Annotated in this window: 16 protein-coding genes; 8 read left to right on the top strand and 8 right to left on the bottom strand. The window is 62.4% G+C overall.

Features of this window, described 5'->3' with window-relative positions:
- Positions 1–140: 140 nt before the first annotated feature.
- Positions 141–1,508, bottom strand: a complete 1,368-nt coding sequence (locus tag B7X90_RS13425) for a 1-acyl-sn-glycerol-3-phosphate acyltransferase (RefSeq protein WP_292625224.1) — start codon at positions 1,506–1,508, stop codon at positions 141–143.
- Between the two features lie 107 nt (positions 1,509–1,615).
- On the opposite strand from B7X90_RS13425, the gene B7X90_RS13420 reads away from it, so the two are divergent.
- Positions 1,616–2,035: a DUF983 domain-containing protein gene (locus tag B7X90_RS13420; RefSeq protein ID WP_292625222.1), complete on the top strand. Its 420-nt coding sequence runs from the start codon at positions 1,616–1,618 to the stop codon at positions 2,033–2,035.
- Between the two features lie 4 nt (positions 2,036–2,039).
- Here B7X90_RS13420 and B7X90_RS13415 read toward each other — a convergent pair whose 3' ends face one another.
- Entirely contained in the window at positions 2,040–3,332 is a 1,293-nt protein-coding gene (locus tag B7X90_RS13415) for a cytochrome P450 (protein WP_292625220.1), read from the bottom strand.
- Between the two features lie 24 nt (positions 3,333–3,356).
- Positions 3,357–4,919: an acyl-CoA synthetase gene (locus B7X90_RS13410; protein ID WP_292625218.1), complete on the bottom strand. Its 1,563-nt coding sequence runs from the start codon at positions 4,917–4,919 to the stop codon at positions 3,357–3,359.
- A 211-nt stretch (positions 4,920–5,130) separates the two neighbouring features.
- Here B7X90_RS13410 and B7X90_RS13405 point away from each other — a divergent pair, with 211 nt between their 5' ends.
- The 3 genes from B7X90_RS13405 (at position 5,131) to B7X90_RS13395 (ending at position 8,370) form a co-directional block, all read left to right on the top strand.
- A complete protein-coding gene (locus tag B7X90_RS13405; protein WP_292625216.1) occupies positions 5,131–6,639 on the top strand; it encodes a peptidase S10 in 1,509 nt (502 codons plus the stop codon).
- A gap of 101 nt (positions 6,640–6,740) precedes the next feature.
- Positions 6,741–7,424 (top strand): spermidine synthase, encoded by a 684-nt coding sequence (locus tag B7X90_RS13400; protein ID WP_292625215.1) that lies wholly within the window; start codon positions 6,741–6,743, stop codon positions 7,422–7,424.
- Positions 7,425–7,560: 136 nt separating this feature from the next.
- Positions 7,561–8,370 carry a DUF6454 family protein gene (locus B7X90_RS13395; RefSeq protein ID WP_292625213.1) on the top strand — a complete coding sequence of 270 codons (810 nt, stop codon included), beginning with the start codon at positions 7,561–7,563 and terminating at the stop codon, positions 8,368–8,370.
- A gap of 3 nt (positions 8,371–8,373) precedes the next feature.
- Here the strand turns inward: B7X90_RS13395 and B7X90_RS13390 are convergent, their stop codons facing one another.
- The 3 genes from B7X90_RS13390 to B7X90_RS13380 all read right to left on the bottom strand — a co-directional run bounded on the left by B7X90_RS13390 (position 8,374) and on the right by B7X90_RS13380 (position 10,850).
- Positions 8,374–9,042, bottom strand: coding sequence for a hypothetical protein (locus B7X90_RS13390; RefSeq protein ID WP_292625211.1), 669 nt, complete (start codon positions 9,040–9,042; stop codon positions 8,374–8,376).
- Positions 9,039–10,052 carry a sterol desaturase family protein gene (locus tag B7X90_RS13385; protein WP_292625209.1) on the bottom strand — a complete coding sequence of 338 codons (1,014 nt, stop codon included), beginning with the start codon at positions 10,050–10,052 and terminating at the stop codon, positions 9,039–9,041. Before B7X90_RS13385 ends, B7X90_RS13390 begins: the two co-directional genes overlap by 4 nt.
- 153 nt (positions 10,053–10,205) lie before the next feature.
- The gene (locus B7X90_RS13380; RefSeq protein ID WP_292625207.1) at positions 10,206–10,850 is read right to left on the bottom strand and encodes an HAD-IA family hydrolase; all 645 of its coding nucleotides are present in this window, start codon (positions 10,848–10,850) and stop codon (positions 10,206–10,208) included.
- 157 nt (positions 10,851–11,007) lie between these two features.
- On the opposite strand from B7X90_RS13380, the gene B7X90_RS13375 reads away from it, so the two are divergent.
- Positions 11,008–11,787 (top strand): universal stress protein, encoded by a 780-nt coding sequence (locus tag B7X90_RS13375; RefSeq protein WP_292625205.1) that lies wholly within the window; start codon positions 11,008–11,010, stop codon positions 11,785–11,787.
- Between the two features lie 38 nt (positions 11,788–11,825).
- Entirely contained in the window at positions 11,826–12,290 is a 465-nt protein-coding gene (locus tag B7X90_RS13370) for a hypothetical protein (protein ID WP_292625203.1), read from the top strand.
- Between the two features lie 155 nt (positions 12,291–12,445).
- Here the strand turns inward: B7X90_RS13370 and B7X90_RS13365 are convergent, their stop codons facing one another.
- A complete protein-coding gene (locus B7X90_RS13365) occupies positions 12,446–12,685 on the bottom strand; it encodes a hypothetical protein (protein WP_292625201.1) in 240 nt (79 codons plus the stop codon).
- Between B7X90_RS13365 and B7X90_RS13360 the strand changes: the two genes are divergently transcribed.
- A complete protein-coding gene (locus tag B7X90_RS13360) occupies positions 12,684–15,002 on the top strand; it encodes a CDC48 family AAA ATPase (RefSeq protein ID WP_292625199.1) in 2,319 nt (772 codons plus the stop codon). The two genes, B7X90_RS13365 and B7X90_RS13360, sit on opposite strands and share 2 nt — an antisense overlap.
- Positions 15,003–15,022: 20 nt before the next feature.
- Here the strand turns inward: B7X90_RS13360 and B7X90_RS13355 are convergent, their stop codons facing one another.
- Positions 15,023–16,336 carry a CHASE3 domain-containing protein gene (locus B7X90_RS13355; protein WP_292625197.1) on the bottom strand — a complete coding sequence of 438 codons (1,314 nt, stop codon included), beginning with the start codon at positions 16,334–16,336 and terminating at the stop codon, positions 15,023–15,025.
- A 169-nt stretch (positions 16,337–16,505) separates the two neighbouring features.
- Here B7X90_RS13355 and rpmH point away from each other — a divergent pair, with 169 nt between their 5' ends.
- A complete protein-coding gene (rpmH, locus tag B7X90_RS13350; RefSeq protein WP_292625196.1) occupies positions 16,506–16,640 on the top strand; it encodes a 50S ribosomal protein L34 in 135 nt (44 codons plus the stop codon).
- Positions 16,641–16,828 lie beyond the last annotated feature (188 nt).

Here is a 16,828-nt window from a genome sequence, read left to right as displayed (position 1 = left end):
CAGCACACCCATGCCGCCGCCCCACACCGCATCGATGAAGCTGACATCGCCGATCTTCACCGCCACGCGCCACAGCACCAGCATTCCCAGCACCAGCACGGCGGCATTGATCAGCAGCGCAAGGACGAACGTGTCAGGCATCATGCGATCTCCGGCAGGCTCTTCAATCCGCGCCCCGGATGGCGGGGTGTGACTTTGCTGTAGAATTCGAACAACTTGCGCATATCTGCCGCGTAATCGCCAGATGGCCAGATGGCCGGGCCAAGCCCGCCGGTCTTGTTGCCATAGTCCATCATGCCGATCACGATGGGCACGCCCGCCTTCAGCGCGATGTGATAGAACCCGCTGCGCCACTGGCCCACCTGGCTGCGCGTGCCTTCTGGCGCGATGGTCAGCATGAAGCGGTCCCGCCGGGCGAATTCGGCCACCATCGCATCGACCACGTTGCGCCGCGCCTTCCGGTCTATCGAAACCCCACCCATATCGCGCATGAAGCCGCCCAGCGGCCAGCGGAACAGGCTGTCCTTGGCCATGAAGTGAGGCTTCAGGCCAAGGTCTTCGGTCAGGCCGATGAAGTTGACGAAATCCCAGTTCGACGTGTGCGGTGCCGCCACGATCACGCAGCGGCCATCGGCGGGCGGCGTGCCATGCGCGGTCCATCCGCGCTGGCGATAGAACCACACCAATGCCTTGCGCACCACGCGCGATAGCAGGCTGGGCCTGCGGTCTTCGATTGCCCCGTCCATCCCTGTCTCCCCGGCGGGGAGGGGTTGGGGGAGGGGGTTGGGCACTTGCGAGAGGCCGTGAACCCCTCCCCGACCCTCCCCTTGAGGGGAGGGAGTTTTAGGGACGATTTGTTCCGTCGCATCGGGCCACGCCGCCATCCTTGGGGTGGAACGCCGCAGGAACAGGCTGGGCAGCTTTACCAGCATCAGCGATTTGTGAATCCAGTAGTCTGCCCAACGTTCGCGCCACTTGGCCTTGGCGCGGCCTTGCGTGTCCAGCCATGCGGCGTAGGGCATCCAGTGGTCCGGCTCGTCTTTCTCCACCACTTCGAAGATGCGCTTCATCGCCTTGTCGGACCGGACGTGGCGGTTGCCGAGCAGGATCTCCACCTGTCGCATTCCGCGCTGTTCGGTGAGCATGATGACGCGGCACAGCTTTTCGAAGGCATCGGGGCTGGCGATCACGCCTTGCGTGTCCAGATCATCGATGCTGCAGCCGAAGACCTTGAAGATGAAGCGATCTATGTGGCCGCAGGTGCTGTCTACCGCCAAGGGCATGTGCCCGCGCAGTTCGAACCAGCGCTTGAACATCACGTAGTGCTTGCGCTCGTCGGCGCGGTGCTTGGCGATGGCGGCGATGAAGGCGGGATTGTCAGGGCAGCGCTGGCGCACGGCGTCCAGCACCCGATCAAACGAGGTGTACCCGCGATGCTCGTTATAGAGATAGATCGATGCGAGCACATCGAGGAACCGTTCGCGGAAGCTGTTGCGGGGGTATGGCACCGGATGACAATCGCATGACTGCCGCGCCTGTGCCATCTGTTCGTTAGGCCTTGCCTTGGCCGGGCAGGGGCATATGGCGATCCGGTAGCTAATCAGGACGCATCGGCATGGCCTTTTTCACGCAGAATCCCAAGTTTGACTGGATCTTCCAGTCTGGCCTGAAAGGCACCTGTCCGGCTTGCGCCAAGGCTTCGATGTTCAATGGCTGGCTGAAACTGCGCAAGACCTGCCCGGAATGCGGGCTGGACTACCAGTTTGCCAATGCCGACGATGGCCCGGCGTTCTTCGCGCTGTGCATCACGGCTTTTCCGCTGACGTTCTTCGTGGTGTGGATGGAAGTGGTCTATTCCCCGCCGTGGTGGGTGCATGTGCTGACGTCGGTGCCAATCCTGGGTGTGGGATGCCTTGCCACGCTGCGTCCGTTCAAGGGCTGGCTGGTCGCCTCGCAATATGTGAACAATGCGATTGAGGCGGGGACCGAAGGCCTGTGGGCCAAGCTGAACGCGCGCGAAAAGGGCGAGGGCTGAGGCTTTACGCCGCCGTCCACCGCATCGGCAGCTTCTTGAATCCGCCGACAAAGGTGGAGTTCACGCGCGCCGGTTCTCCCGCCAGCTCAAGGCTGTCCACCCGGTCCAGCAGCACATCGAGCAGCACGCGCATTTCCAGCCGCGCAAGATGCAGGCCGAGGCACTGGTGCGATCCCGCGCCAAACGCGGCGTGGCGGTTGGCGGGGCGTGTGGGGTCAAAGGTGCGTGGGTTCGGGAACTGCGCCGGATCGTGGTTCGCCGCCACATAGTTCAGCATCAGCCAGTCACCGGCAGAGATCTGCTGGCCGCCAAGCTCGGTATCCGTCGCGGCGGTGCGCATGAAGTGCTGGACCGGGGTGGTCCAGCGGATCGCCTCTTCCACGATCCCCGGAAGCAGGCTGCGGTCGGCCTTGGCGCGGGCGAACAGGTCTGGATCGCGGGCGAGGGCCAGCGCCGCCCCTGCCGATGAGGCCGACGTGGTATCGTGCCCGGCGCTGGCGACGATGATGTAATAGCCCGCCGTATCGCGGTCGCTCATCGGTTCGCCATCGACCACGGCATTGGCGATGACGGTGGCGACGTCCTCAGTGGGGTTCTCGCGCCGCTGCGCCGCGAGGCTGGCAAAGTAGCGTTCGAATTCAGCCACGGCACCTGCCACGATGGCGCTGATCTGTTCGGGCGGCAGGTTCTTGAGGCCGGACTTGTTCATGTCCTCGTCCTGCCCGCCGAACATCTGCTGGGTCAGGAACAGCATCTTGGCTTCGTCTTCCGGGGGTACGCCAAGGATCTGCATGACCACGTGGAGCGGATAGGGCGCGGCGACCAGCGCCATGAAATCGCCTTCTTCGTCTGCACCGAGCATCCGGTCGATGGCTTCATTGGCGATCTTGCGGATTTCGCCTTCCAGCTTCGACAGGTTCTTGGGCATGAACCAGTCCTGCGTCAGGCGGCGCAGCTTGGGATGCTTGGGCGCGTCCATCTGCACCAGTGATTCCACCAGATGCGGGCTGCCCCCGGTGATCGAGCGGGCCAGAGCATCGCCTACACGCACGGTGAACACGGAAGACTTCGGATTGTTGAGGAACGTGGCGTTGTCCTTGCTCGCCTTCATCACCTCATCGAAGCCGGAGACCAGCCAGAACGGCTCATGCACATCATCGGGATCGACTACGCGCGCCACGGGGGTGCCCGCGCGCAACTCATCGAACCGGTCGAGCAGCGGCTCCCACGCGCCGTAGCTTTTCGGATCGATCACGGCCCGGCCTGCATCCGCCGAAAGCACTGGAACACTTGCCATAATCCCGTCCCTGTCCTTGTTGGTTCAGACCGTTGCCGTCTGTGCAGCCTCGTAGGCCTGCTTGTATTCATCGCGCAGCAGCCGCTTGAACAGCTTGCCGGTGGGTTCGCGCGGCAGTTCGGCGCGGAAATCTATCTGGCGCGGCATCTTTACGCGCGAAAGCTGCGGCCCCAGCCAATCGGCCAGTTCCGCCGCCAACGCCGGGCCAGCCTGGGCCATGTCACGGGGCTGGACGATGGCGACGACTTTTTCGCCCATGTCCGGGTCAGGCGCGCCGATCACGGCGACGTCTGCCACCTTGTGGTGCGTTACCAGCAGGTTCTCGATCTCCTGTGGGTAGATGTTCACCCCGCCCGATATGATCATGAAGCTCTTGCGGTCGGTGAGGAACAGGAAGCCGTCCTCGTCCACCCAGCCCACATCGCCCAGGCTGGTCCAGCCATGCTGGTTGGTGGCATCGCGGGTCTTGTCGGGATCGTTGTGGTAGGTGAAGGGATTGCCGCCTTCGAAGAACACTTGCCCCTCGGTGCGCGGAGGGACTTCATCACCTTCTTCATTGCAGATGCGGATCGTGCCGAGGATCGCGCGACCCACCGTGCCGGGGCGCTGCAACCAGTCCTCACTGGTGACGAAGGTGAAGCCGTTGCCTTCGGTCCCGGCGTAGTATTCGCGGATGACCGGCCCCCACCATGCGATCATCGCCTGCTTGACCGGCACCGGGCAAGGCGCTGCGGCATGGATGGCGCATTTCAGGCTCGAAGTGTCGTACTGCGTGCGCACATCGTCGGGCAGTTTCAGCATCCGCACGAAATGGGTGGGCACCCACTGGCTGTCGGTCACCTTGTAGCGTTCGATCAGTTGCAGCGCGTGTTCGGGATCGAACTTTTCCATCGCCACCACCGTGCCGCCAAGCCGGTGAATGGTCATCGACCAGCGCAAAGGTGCGGCGTGATAGAGCGGTGCGGGCGAGAGATAGACGGCATTGCCGGTGATCCCGAAGGCCTGATTGGCGATGGCAACGAGCGAATTGGTGGCCCCAATTTCCGGGTCTTCGGGCAGGGGGATGCGCACACCCTTGGGTTTGCCGGTGGTGCCGGACGAATAGAGCATGTCGCACCCGGCGCGTTCGTCTGCGATGGGGGTGTCCGGCATCGCGGCCAGCGCCGCGTCCAGTGAAAGCGGGCCACCGGTATCGAAGCGCAGTTGCGCAACATCGGGGGCGAGCTTGGCTACTTCGTCCAGCAACTGCGCGGTATAGGCCGAACCGATCAATAGCTGGCTGCCGCTATCGCGCGCAATATAGGCGATTTCGGGCGCGGCTAGGCGGCTGGAAACCGCGACGTAGACCAACCCTGCACGTTGCGCTCCCCATGCCAGTGCAAAGAAGTCTGCGCGGTTTTCAAGGCACAGCGCAATGGTATCGCCGATCTGCAATCCGCGTGACCGCAGCAAATGGGCGAACTGGTTCGATTTCGCCTCAAGCTCGGCATAGGTCACCACCTCGCCGCTGCCGCCCATGATCACCGCTGGGCGATCAGGATGGGTCTCCGCATGATACTTGGGATGAAACTGCCCAATTGCCTGCACGGCCTCGTCCTCTCGTTTGGGCAGACTCGCGCTGCCTCTTGCGCTTGACTTTAAGTGATCAGTTAAGCGACGCAACCGCGATTCGCTCCCAGCGCTTGCCGATGCGAGATCAAAACGTGTCAGATTGCCTCGCGGTGGGGAGAGCGGCGTAAAAAGTGCTGATTGCGCACGATCCAACGCCCGGTTATCGCCTGTGAAAAGGGAGTTTCCGATGTCGCGCTTTGTATCGCTTGCAACCATGGCCGCTTTGATGCTGGCACCCGTTACGCTTCAGGCAGCCGACAAGCCTGCCGAGAAGGCAGCGCCAAAAGCCGACGATTCCGCCATCCCCGAACCCAATCGCGTGGTGGCCAAGCGCAGTGGCACATTCGGCGGTACGCGCGTGGCCTATACTGCCATCGCGGGCGAGACTTACCTCAAGGACAAGGATGGCAAGCCCACCGCGGCGATCTTCTCGACCACCTACCTGAAAGATGGCGCGGAGCCGAACCGCCCGGTGTTCTTCCTGTTCAATGGTGGTCCCGGATCGGGCAGCCTGTGGCTGCACATGGGTGCGTTCGGGCCAAAGCGGGTGAACCTGCCCGATGCGCTGGACGATGGCGCTCCGCCTTATGACATCACCGACAACCCGGAATCGCTGCTGGATGTCGCCGATCTGGTTTTCATCGATCCGGTCGGAACAGGGTGGAGCCACGCGCTCGGCACTACCGATCCCAAGACGTTTTATGGCGTAAAGGCGGACGCGGAATCCATCGCGCAGTTCATCCGGCTTTGGCTGAACGAACACAATCGCTGGAATGCGCCGAAGTTTCTGGGCGGGGAATCGTATGGCACCACACGCTCTGCTGCCGTCGCTGCCGAGCTGAACCGTGCGTATAACGATGTGGCGCTCAACGGCGTGATCCTGATTTCTGCCGTGCTCGATTTCGGGCTTGAAGCGGAGGATGAGGGCAACGAGTTGCAGCACATGGGCAACCTGCCCAGCTATGCCGCAGCAGCGTGGTATCACAACAAGCTGACCCCCCGGCCTGCCACGGTCGAGGCCGTGGTGGCCGAAGCACGCGCCTTTGCCAGCGGGCCGTATGTGGCGGCGCTGCTGAAGGGTAACAGCCTGCCCGCCGAAGAACGCGCCACGGTCCGCGCGCGGATGGCGCAGTTGACGGGGTTGTCCGAAGACTACCTTGAACGCGCCAATCTGCGTGTTTCGCCGGGGCGTTTCTACAAGGAACTGCTGCGTGATCGAGGCCTGTCCATCGGCCGCCTTGATGCGCGCTACACCGGCAAGGACTATGACAACGCGGGCGAAGAGCCGGACAACGATCCCAGCTTCTATGGCATCGACGCCAGCTATCCGGCAGCGGTGAACACTTATCTGCGCGGCGATCTGGGATACAAGACCGACCGCAGCTATGTTTCTATCGGCCCGGTCGGCCCGTGGGACTGGCGCATCGGCGTGGGTCGCGACACCTATGTCAACGTCGCCCCCGGCCTTGCGCGCACCCTGCGTGAGAACAGCAAGACCAAGGTCTGGGTAGGCCAGGGCTGGTACGATTTCGCCACGCCGTTCTATTTCGCCGAATACGCCATGAACCGCCCCGGCTGGCCGCAGGACCGGGTGGAGTTCCACTACTATGATGCCGGGCACATGATGTACGTGCGCGATGCAGACCGCAAGAAGCTGTCGGCAGACCTGCGCGATTTCATCCGTCGCCAGAAATAAGCTCCCCTCCCGCAAGCGGGAGGGGTTGGGGGAGGGCATGTTGCGCAATCCTCCCCGACCCCCTACGGCGCGCGGGATATGTTTCAGGCGGAGCCACACCCATGATCGCACGCGAACTTCTTGGCACCGCGATTGTGCCCGATGGCGAGGATCTGCGCCTCTACCGCCATGACCGCGATTTCATGATCGTGGTGGGCCACAACGAATTGATGAGCACCCGCCAGAACGGCTCGGAAATCGCCCTCGCCACGCAGAGCATTGCGCGGATTGCCAAGACGGAGCGTCAGGCCGTGCTGATCGGCGGCTATGGCATGGGCTTCACCTTGCGCGCGGCGCTGGAAAAGCTGCCTGCCGATGCACATGTGACCGTGGCTGAACTGGTGCCCGAAATCATCCAGTGGGCACGCGGGCCAATGAAGGAGCTTGAGGCCGGATGCCTCGATGATCCACGTGTGCGGCTGGTGATGACCGATGTGGCCGATGTGATATCGGCCAATGCGTTCTCGGTGGGTGGCACCGGCTATGACGCGATCCTGCTGGATGTCGACAACGGCCCCGATGGGCTGGTGCGCGAAGGCAATGGGCGGCTTTACAAGATGCGCGGCCTGCGCATGGCCAAGGATGCGCTGCGTCCCGGCGGTGTGCTGGCCATCTGGTCCGCCGCGCGCGATCCCAACTTCACGCAACGTCTGAAAGCGGCAGGTTTCAACGTGGATGAAGTAGAGGTGCGTGCCCGGTCAAACGGCAAGGGCGCCAAGCACGTGATCTGGTTCGCCACGGTCTGATACTACGTAGGACTTCGCAATCGCGGAAAAATCGCGCTGCGGTGCAACACGGCTGAAACACCGACTCTGATCTGCAACGCCCCGCTGCCAATCGCAGCTGGGGCCAAAGCGGGCCTTGCAAAACGGGGCCGTCAGCATGTTTGGAAAGCAGACGCGAATTGGCATTGGCGCTGCTATTTTGGCGATTTCCAGCCTTTCGGCTGCCGCCGCCGTTCCTTTCAGCAGCCTGATCGAACAGGCAACATTGCTAGAGGCACGGCAACTGGGCGGAAGCCTCTTTCACGTGCAGGGACTTGCGCTGGAGCCGACCCGGATCTGGGCCACATCGGTCGATAATGCCAACCACAAGGCCTGGCTGCATGAGTTCGACCGAACCACCGGCAAGGCGCTGCGCCGGATCGAACTGACCGATGGCGCGCGCTATCATCCGGGCGGCATTTCCGTGGCGGATGGATTGATCTGGGTGCCGGTTGCCGAGATGCGGCCAAACAGTTCAGCCGTGCTGGTGGGGATCGACAGCCAGACGCTCGAAGTGCGCCGCCGGATTGCTGTAGCCGATCACCTTGGCTGCGTGGCCGTATCGGACCGCAGGATCGTGGCAGGCAACTGGGACAGCAGGCTGCTGTATGAATTCGATTCCGCAACGGGCCATCAGGTGCGGGTCGTGCCCAACCCTTCACAGACGCGGTATCAGGACATCAAGTTTGTGGGGGACCACCTTGTCGCTGGCGGAAACCTCGATTGGCTGAGTGGAACGGTTGATTGGATCGACTGGCGCTCGCAAAAGCTGGTGCGTTCGATCAAGGCGGGGGCAATCGGTCCGGTCCGCCCGTTCGGCAGGGGCGGGCCATTGACCGGCGAGGGCATGGCGATCGAGGGGCGTGACCTCTATCTCCTCCCGGAAGACGGTCCCGCCCGCCTGTTTCACTACCGGCTTGAGGTGTAGGTCTCAGGCGTCGGCAAGGCGTGCGCGGAACCGCCGCCGAACCAGCCACGGTTCCAGAAACCGACCAACCACATAGAGAAACGCGAAAATCCCCGCGAAGACATAGGCCGCGGTGGCTGATGGCTTGCGCCCTTCACCTTCACCCTTCTTCGGCTTTTCGGGGGCAGGCGCACCCAGCATCTTGTCGATGGGGTTGAGTTCGAGAACCTTGGCCTCGTCCTTCTTCTTCTTGTCGCCGCCGGCCTTCTCCTTGGCCTCAGCAGCCGCCTTCTGGTACGCGCCGACGTAAAGCGTCAACTGGCCGAAGCCCACGAACAGCAGCGGCAGCAGGAAGCAGAACAGCAGCGCCTTGCTGACGAGGTGGTAGCGCAAGGTCTTGCCCTGCGCCGTTTCCGCGATCTGCAACACACCATCTTCGAATACCGAAAGCGGGTCTTGCGGCACGGGTGCCTTGCGGTGGAACGTCAGCGTGTCCTCGCTGCGTTCGTGCGTTGTGTCCATCTGGTCCAGCATCGGTTCCAGCCGATCCAGCGCCTCGCCGGTGGTCTGGCCTTCGGGCAGGGGCACGCTGTCGCGCACATGCCAGATCCAGTCGATGTAGCGCAAGTTCATGCGGGTCACGGGTTTCGGGGTGGGCTGTTGCCAGATGCTCTGCGCTGCGATCCCGCTCATTCTGCCGGCACCGCGCTTTCGGGGGCGTCATAGCTGCCCGACCCAATCCTGGACTTGCCGAACTTGGCCTTCAGCGTTTTCCAGCCTTCGGTGAACGGATAGTGCATCGTTTCGCGGATCGACATGCGGCGGCCACCTTCAAGGCCCAGCAGCTCTGCCTCACCATCGACTGCCGTGCCGAACATGCGGTCAATGATGATCCACGTGCCCGAAAAGTTGCTGCGGCTCGCCTCGTAATCGCGCGAATGGTGGACGCTGTGGTGTTCGGTGGTGTTGAACAGGAAGCGCCACCAGTTCGGCGTGTTGAAGCGCGCGTTGATGTGCTGATAGATGCCTACCGTCAGGCCGAACGTCCCGGCCAGCAGGAAAGCACGCGGCAGGAAATCGAAGAAGCCGCCGATGCCGAGCCCGATCAGGAACAGCTCAACCGGATTGCCGACCGCGCCTTTGTTGATGTTCAACTGCGTGATGTAGTGGTGCGGTGCGTGGGTCAGCCACAGCGGATACCAGTTGTGCATCCCGCGGTGCATCCAGTACTGGCCGAAATCGAAAATGAACGAAATCAGGAAGGCCTGCAGCAGCAGCGGCAGCCCGGTGAACCAGCTGAACTTGTCCATCGCCCACTGTTCCTGAACCATGGCGATGATCGCGCCATCGCCGATGAACCCATCGACCATGCGCAGCACCGTATAGCCCAGCCCGACATAGAACAGGTCGGTGACCAGCTCCTTCCACGTCAGCTGCCAGCTTTTGTGACGCGGGTTTACCCATTCGAGCCCCAGCAGCAGCAGTTTGAAGCCGATACCGATACCGATGGCGGTCGATGCCTTGGCAATGTCGTTTGGTGCATAGTACCAGAAGGCCAGCAGCGAAAAGAACGTAAACGGTTGGAACCACGTGAAGAAAAACCGCTTGAACGGGCCGCCTTCAACCTTCGGCAGGTTTTCCCAACCGATGGTCACCGGAGATTCCGCCCCGATGATCCGCTTGCCTACGCGCGTTCCTGCCATTTGCATGACCCCGTATTACTTACCGGCTTTACCAGTAATACCAATTACATAAGCAGTAATATCATGGGGTGTTGAGCGGCGTATACGGGTCGAATGACGTATGTCGGGGCGCGGTTACAGACTGGACGATTGAATGTGGCGCGGTATCGTCTTTCAGAAGCTGATGCCCAGCGCCTTGCCCAGATCGGCCAGTGCCTGCTCACCGCTGGTCACTTTGATGGCGTGCATCCCCAGCTTGGCTGCCGGTTTGCAGTTGACGCCCAGATCGTCGAGATAGACGCAGGTATCCGGTGTGAGCCCCAATTTCTCGCACATCATCAGGTAGATACGCGGGTCGGGCTTGCGCACACCGGCCTTGCTGCTTTCGATCACATGTTCGAACCGCGCGAAAATGCGCTCCATTTCGTCGCGCGCGTTGCCGCTGCGGGCCATGCCAGCACCGTGGCCGGTGGGCACATTGTTGGTTATGCAGCCAAGGCGATAGCCGTCGGCCTTCAACCGATCGAGCGCGGCAACCATCGCCGGGCGCACGGCCCCTGCCAGAACCGCCAGCACCGACGCGCCGTCAAGCTCGTGGCCCAACGTGCTGGCTTCCTTGGCAAACATCCGGTCAAACGTTGTCGCGTCGATCTCGGCGCGTTCGAACAAGGCCCAGGCGTTGGAATCGGGATTCAGCGCATTGATTCGCCGCACCGTATCGATCGGCAATCCGCGCTCTGCCTCAAGCCGATTGAACGCCTCGAAGGGTGAGGACGTTATGACCCCGCCGAAATCGAAAATTACCGCCGAATAGTCCATGTGTCCTCCCGATTATCGCTGCTTGTTCTTAACCGCTCGATGAACTGGGGCAACTGGTGGTTTTTTGACCAGCAATCTTTCCTGATTTGACGTGGATCATGGTGGGGTCCACCATCCGTATGGAGGGTGGGTATATTGAAAAATAGGAGGATCCCCGATGCGCTCCATTCTTTGCCCACTCGACGTTACCGAGCAACTCGATGACCGGATCGAGACTGCACTTGCACTCGCCCGCACTTGCGATGGGCATGTCACCTTCCAGATCGCCACGCCCTTTGCCCAGATGGCCGCGTGGGAGCCATTCGGCGGCGTTGCCGTATCGGCCTATGCCCTGAAGGAAGCGCGCGAGGCGAACGACAAGCTGGCGGCTGAACTCGACGCGCGCTTTGCCACGCAGGATGTGCCATTCGATATCGAAGTGCTCGATCAGGAACGCATTGCGGCCACCGCCGCCGCGGCACGCTTTGCCGATATCGTGGTGAGCAGCCTATCCGATCCCACGGTTGAGGAAATGGCCCTGGGCCTGCGCACGCCGGTGCTTGGCGTTCCGCGCGGGCTGCCGATGCTGACGTTTGACAAACCGGCGTTGGTCGCATGGGATGGTGGCCACGAAGGCGCGAACGCTCTGCGTGCAGCTCTGCCCTTGTTGCAGCAAGCAGCGACAGTCCATCTGCTGACCGTGCGCGAAAAGGACAGCTCGTTCCCCGCCGCTGACGCCGCACGCTATCTTTCGCGCCACGGCATCCATGCGGAATCGCATGAGCGCGAACGCAATGGCTCGATTGCCTTCACCATAGAAGAATGCGCGCGCGAGCTGGAAGCAGGGCTGATTGTTATGGGCCTGTTCGGGCACAGCCGTTTGCGTGAACTGCTGCTCGGCGGTGTCTCGCGCGATATGCTCGACCGGTCGCAGATTCCGCTGCTGCTGGCGCATTAAGGCTTGGCCCGTCTGTAGGCATGGGGAAGACAGGGGCGATGAGATCCATCACGCTGTCTTCCTCCGCACTTGCCCTTTTCGCGATCCTGCTGGTTTCGGCCTGTTCGGAACCTGCCGAGCCGGAGCCGGAGACGTCGCCTTCGACGTCTGCTCCTTTTGTGACACCGACGGCGGTTGAACCGCCTGCTTCGATGGCGGCAGAGGTATCTTCCTCTGACATCCCGATCCGTTTCCGCGCCATCGGCACCGAACCGTTCTGGTCGGTGCAGGTTCAGGACGGCAAACTCACCTATTCCACGCCTGAGATGCCCGATGGGTTGACCGTTCCAGCCACCTTGCGCCGGTCGGGCCAGATCGTGACCTATTCCGCCACGATCGAGGGCAAGCCGCTCGAACTTGAAGTTTCGCGGCAAACCTGTTCGGACGGGATGTCCGACACGGTCTATCCTTTGGCGGTCATTCGCCGGATTGGCCCCGATATCCAACGCGGTTGCGCACGCTGATTGCGTACAATTAGGCCTACTGCGATGCAGCATCCCGATTCGAAACCTATCGCTACAATCCATTGTTAACGTGCTGGAGCCGTATTGTTTCGTTTGATACAACTTATAAACTCATAAAATTCAGCGCTTTAAGGCTATGATTGCAAAAATTGCAATTAAATCGGAGTATTTCGCAATTGCACAAAACCCGTGTGCAATGCATACAGATCCTGCCTTTCAGGCATCCTCTCCCAAAACTTTCCGACCCGGCGGGCAACTGCCGGGTCTTTTTTTGCCTGAATTCTGGGCGGATCGGCAGCGTCCGGCAACCTTCCTGCATCCTTGCCGTTTGAAATCCCATGTGCGCCTTCCCACATCGGACGGCGTTGGCAGCTAAAGGGGATTTCACGGCTCATGGTAGATGCGGCAACCGAGAACCGGACCGAAGCACGGGCCATGCGCCTGCAAGTCGCGGGTGCGCGGCAGGAAGAAAGCGGGCATGGCATCGCCCGCGTCAGCCGGCATATTATGTCCCAGCTTGGCGTGACCGAGGGTGATGTGATCGAAATCGTTGGCAAGCGCTCCACCGCTGCCCGCGTGATCCAGCCCTATCCTGAGGATGAAGGCCTCGAACTGATCCGCCTTGATGGCTTGCAGCGCGCCAATGCCGATGTCGGCTCAGGCGATCACGTGGAAGTGCGCAAGATTGATTCACGCCCCGCACAGCGCGTGGTGTTTGCGCCAGCGCAGAAGGACCTGCGTCTGCAAGGGCCTGCCCTGGCATTGAAGCGCAACTTTGCAGGCCGCCCGCTGGTCACCGGCGATCTGGTCGCCACGGCCGGACAGCAGCAGGTCAACCGCACCGACATGCCGCCCCAATTGCGCCAGATGCTCAATGCTCCGGCCTTCGCGCTCACGCAGATCCGCCTCACCGTCGTCTCGACCGTGCCAAAGGGCGTGGTCCACATCGACGAGAACACCGAGGTGGAACTGCGGCCCGAATATGAAGAGCCGCGTTCCAGCCGTGCCGACGTCAACTATGACGATGTGGGCGGCATGGGCGACACGATCCGCCAGTTGCGCGAGATGGTGGAATTGCCGCTGCGCTATCCCGAACTGTTCACCCGCCTTGGCGTAGATCCGCCCAAGGGTGTGCTGCTGCATGGCCCGCCGGGCACCGGCAAGACGCGGCTGGCCCGCGCCGTGGCGAACGAAAGCGATGCTTCGTTCTTCACCATCAATGGCCCCGAAATCATGGGCTCTGCTTATGGTGAAAGCGAAAAGCGTCTGCGCGAAGTGTTCGAGGAGGCCACCAAGGCCGCGCCTTCGATCATCTTCATCGACGAGATCGATTCCATCGCGCCCAAGCGCAGCGAAGTCCACGGTGAGGCAGAAAAGCGCCTTGTCGCGCAGCTGCTCACGCTGATGGATGGCCTTCAGGCGCGATCGAACCTCGTCGTCATCGCCGCCACCAACCGGCCCGATGCGATAGACGAAGCCCTGCGGCGCCCCGGCCGGTTCGATCGTGAAATCGTGGTCGGCGTGCCCGACGAATCGGGCAGGCGTGAGATCATCGGCATCCACACGCGTGGTATGCCGCTGGCCGAAGACGTCGATCTCAAGGAACTGGCCCGCACCACGCACGGTTTTGTCGGCGCAGACCTTGCCGCGCTGGCTCGGGAAGCTGCCATCGAATCTGTCCGCCGGATCATGCCGCGGCTCGATTTCGAACAGCAGACGGTCCCGCAGGATGTGCTCGACAGCCTGCGAGTGGATCGCGACGATTTCGTGCAGGCGCTCAAGCGCGTGCAGCCCTCGGCCATGCGCGAAGTCATGGTGCAGGCGCCGACCATCGGCTGGGTCGACATCGGCGGGCTTGATGAAGCGCAGGACAAGCTGCGCGAAGGCGTGGAACTGCCGTTGAAGAACCCCGAGGCCTTCCACCGTCTCGGCATCCGTCCGGCCAAGGGCTTCCTGCTCTATGGTCCACCCGGCACCGGAAAGACCCTGCTGGCCAAGGCCGTCGCCAAGGAAGCCGAGGCCAACTTCATCGCCATCAAATCGTCGGACCTGCTGAGCAAATGGTATGGCGAGAGCGAGCAGCAGATCGCCAAACTCTTCGCCCGCGCCCGCCAGGTTGCGCCTTGCGTGGTGTTCATTGACGAGATCGACAGTCTGGTCCCCGCGCGTGGCAGCGGGCAGGGCGAGCCTAGCGTTACTGCACGCGTGGTCAACACCATCCTTGCCGAGATGGACGGGCTGGAAGAACTGCAATCGGTCATCCTGATCGGCGCGACCAACCGGCCCAACCTCGTCGATCCGGCGCTGCTTCGCCCCGGTCGCTTCGACGAGCTGGTCTATGTCGGCACGCCGAGCATGGAAGGCCGCGCGCACATCCTTGGCATCCACACCCGCAACATGCCGCTGGCGGATGATGTGGACCTCGGCAGGATTGCGCGGGAGACCGAGCGCTTTACCGGTGCCGATCTGGAAGACGTGGTGCGCCGCGCAGGCCTCAACGCCATCAAGCGCGGCGGCGGCAATGTCGATTTGGTCACGGGCGAGGACTTCTTGGCCGCGCTCGAAGCCTCCCGCGCCACAGTGACCGAGCAGATGGAGGAAGACTACGCCCGCATGAAGGGCGAGTTGAAGAAGCGCGCGATGAACCCCGGTCCGTTGGGCTTCATCACGCCGGGTATGGTCCAGCCCACGCGCGAATCCAAGCACGGCTGAACTGGCAGGCGGAGAGGGGATCAGCCCTCTCCGCCTGCCAGCATGAAGTCCATTTCCACCACGATTCCGCGTTCGGCAAAGCTGCGCACAATCGTGCCGCCCAACTGGCGCTCGGATGAGCGGATCAGCGCCGAGCCAAAGCCTTCGCTTCCCGCTTTGGCCGGCACCGTTGCGCCATCTGCCGCGATTTCTTCCCACAACACCCGTGCCCGGTCACCCTCGCGGCTCCAGCCCACGCGCACCAGCCCGCCCGGCAGCGCCCATGCGCCGTATTTCACGGAATTGGTCACCAGTTCGTGCAGCACCAGCCCCAGCGGCACCGCGTGCTTGCCCGGCAGCACCAGTTCGCCGCCCTCCAACTCGCACCGCTCGGACGAGGAGCGATAGGGGGCGATGACCTTGCCGATCAGGTCGGCGAAATCGACCGTCTGGTCCTTGCCCGATCCTTGCGTCACTTCATGCGCGGTGACGAGCGCGTGGATGCGTTTGGCGATGCGGTCCACCGCAGGCGCCGCTGCCGTGTCGCCGCGCGCGCTCATCTTCACGATGGCCAGAATTACCGCGAACAGGTTCTTCACGCGGTGATTCAGTTCCTTGGCAAGGATGTCTGCCCGGTCGCGCGCCTCGGCGATCACCGAGGCATTGGCGGCAAGTGCTTCAGCCTCGGCGGTGCGAATCGCCTGCCACAGCCCCAGCGCCAGCGCGCAGACGATCACCACAAACAGCGCCGTCAGCGAAGGCAGAATGCGCGCTTCAGCTTCCGCCGCCTGCTGCACGGCCCGCGAAAGGCGGATCCGCTCGATATCCTCTAGCTTTGTCACAGCGCGGCGCAACCCGCTCATCGCCAGTTGCCCTTCGTCGGACAGCACGCGCGCGTGGGCATCGGGAATGCGCCGCTGGTCCACCAGTTCGATCACGCCGGCCATCTCTGCCCACTTGGCATCGCCCAGTCGGGCAATTTCGGCCATGAGTTCGGCCTGATCGAGCGGCAGATCATTCCCCATCTGCTGCCGCAATTGCGCCATTTCTGCGGCATAGCGCTCCTGCCCCTCGCGATAGGGCGCAAGGTAGCGCGTGTCGCTGGTGATGAAGTAGCCGCGCTGCCCCGTCTCGCCGCTCATGGTCGCGCGTACGATCTGATCGAGCGATTCGAGAATCGCGCTCGTCCGGGCCGCCTGCTCACGTTGCGTGCGCTCGGCTTCGACCGTGGCCAGAATAAGCGTGAACGTACCAAGCAGGGCCAGCGCCACAACAGCAAACAACGCCAATGTCGGGATGCGCTGCCACCACCGCGGTTTTACGGCGGAGTCCTGGGAATCGTTTTCCTTCTGCATCGCGCGTGCCTAAACGTTAACATTGCAACCGGCAACGCATTGAAGCGCCGTGTGCTTCGGCGCAGGGTTGACGCAACGTCCCCCTTCGCTTATCGGCCACCCCCTGATTCCGGCGCGCTGCTTCCAGCGGCATTTGCCTGTCCACAGATTCGAAAAGAAGAGAAAACCGATGAAGCGCACTTTCCAGCCTAGCAATCTTGTGCGTGCCCGCCGTCACGGCTTCCGCACCCGCACCGCCACCGTTGGCGGTCGCAAGATCCTGCGTGCCCGCCGTGCGCGTGGCCGCAAGAAGCTTTCGGCCTGATCGCTGAAGGTAAAACTCCGATTCAGGCTGGCGCTGGGATGACCCGGATTGCCACCATTTGGAAACGGGCAGACTTTGTGGCTGCCAACCGCGGGATCCGGGTCGCAAGGCCCGGATTCGTGCTGTTGGTGAACCGCGAATCGGCCCCCGCCGATGAAGCGGACATGCGCTTCGGCGTGACCGTCACC

The sequence above is a fragment of the Novosphingobium sp. 17-62-19 genome (assembly GCF_002256775.1).
Classification (GTDB): domain Bacteria; phylum Pseudomonadota; class Alphaproteobacteria; order Sphingomonadales; family Sphingomonadaceae; genus Novosphingobium.
This window is presented reverse-complemented; position numbering and strand designations above follow the sequence as displayed.

What these genes read in the sequence shown, in the direction of transcription:
- B7X90_RS13420 (WP_292625222.1), top strand. Translation starts at nt 1,616, where the DNA reads ATGGCCTTTTTCACGCAGAATCCCAAGTTTGACTGGATCTTCCAGTCT.
- B7X90_RS13415 (WP_292625220.1), bottom strand. Translation starts at nt 3,332, where the DNA reads ATGGCAAGTGTTCCAGTGCTTTCGGCGGATGCAGGCCGGGCCGTGATC.
- B7X90_RS13405 (WP_292625216.1), top strand. Translation starts at nt 5,131, where the DNA reads ATGTCGCGCTTTGTATCGCTTGCAACCATGGCCGCTTTGATGCTGGCA.
- B7X90_RS13400 (WP_292625215.1), top strand. Translation starts at nt 6,741, where the DNA reads ATGATCGCACGCGAACTTCTTGGCACCGCGATTGTGCCCGATGGCGAG.
- B7X90_RS13395 (WP_292625213.1), top strand. Translation starts at nt 7,561, where the DNA reads ATGTTTGGAAAGCAGACGCGAATTGGCATTGGCGCTGCTATTTTGGCG.
- B7X90_RS13390 (WP_292625211.1), bottom strand. Translation starts at nt 9,042, where the DNA reads ATGAGCGGGATCGCAGCGCAGAGCATCTGGCAACAGCCCACCCCGAAA.
- B7X90_RS13385 (WP_292625209.1), bottom strand. Translation starts at nt 10,052, where the DNA reads ATGGCAGGAACGCGCGTAGGCAAGCGGATCATCGGGGCGGAATCTCCG.
- B7X90_RS13380 (WP_292625207.1), bottom strand. Translation starts at nt 10,850, where the DNA reads ATGGACTATTCGGCGGTAATTTTCGATTTCGGCGGGGTCATAACGTCC.
- B7X90_RS13375 (WP_292625205.1), top strand. Translation starts at nt 11,008, where the DNA reads ATGCGCTCCATTCTTTGCCCACTCGACGTTACCGAGCAACTCGATGAC.
- B7X90_RS13370 (WP_292625203.1), top strand. Translation starts at nt 11,826, where the DNA reads ATGAGATCCATCACGCTGTCTTCCTCCGCACTTGCCCTTTTCGCGATC.
- B7X90_RS13360 (WP_292625199.1), top strand. Translation starts at nt 12,684, where the DNA reads ATGGTAGATGCGGCAACCGAGAACCGGACCGAAGCACGGGCCATGCGC.
- B7X90_RS13365 (WP_292625201.1), bottom strand. Translation starts at nt 12,685, where the DNA reads ATGAGCCGTGAAATCCCCTTTAGCTGCCAACGCCGTCCGATGTGGGAA.
- B7X90_RS13355 (WP_292625197.1), bottom strand. Translation starts at nt 16,336, where the DNA reads ATGCAGAAGGAAAACGATTCCCAGGACTCCGCCGTAAAACCGCGGTGG.
- rpmH (WP_292625196.1), top strand. Translation starts at nt 16,506, where the DNA reads ATGAAGCGCACTTTCCAGCCTAGCAATCTTGTGCGTGCCCGCCGTCAC.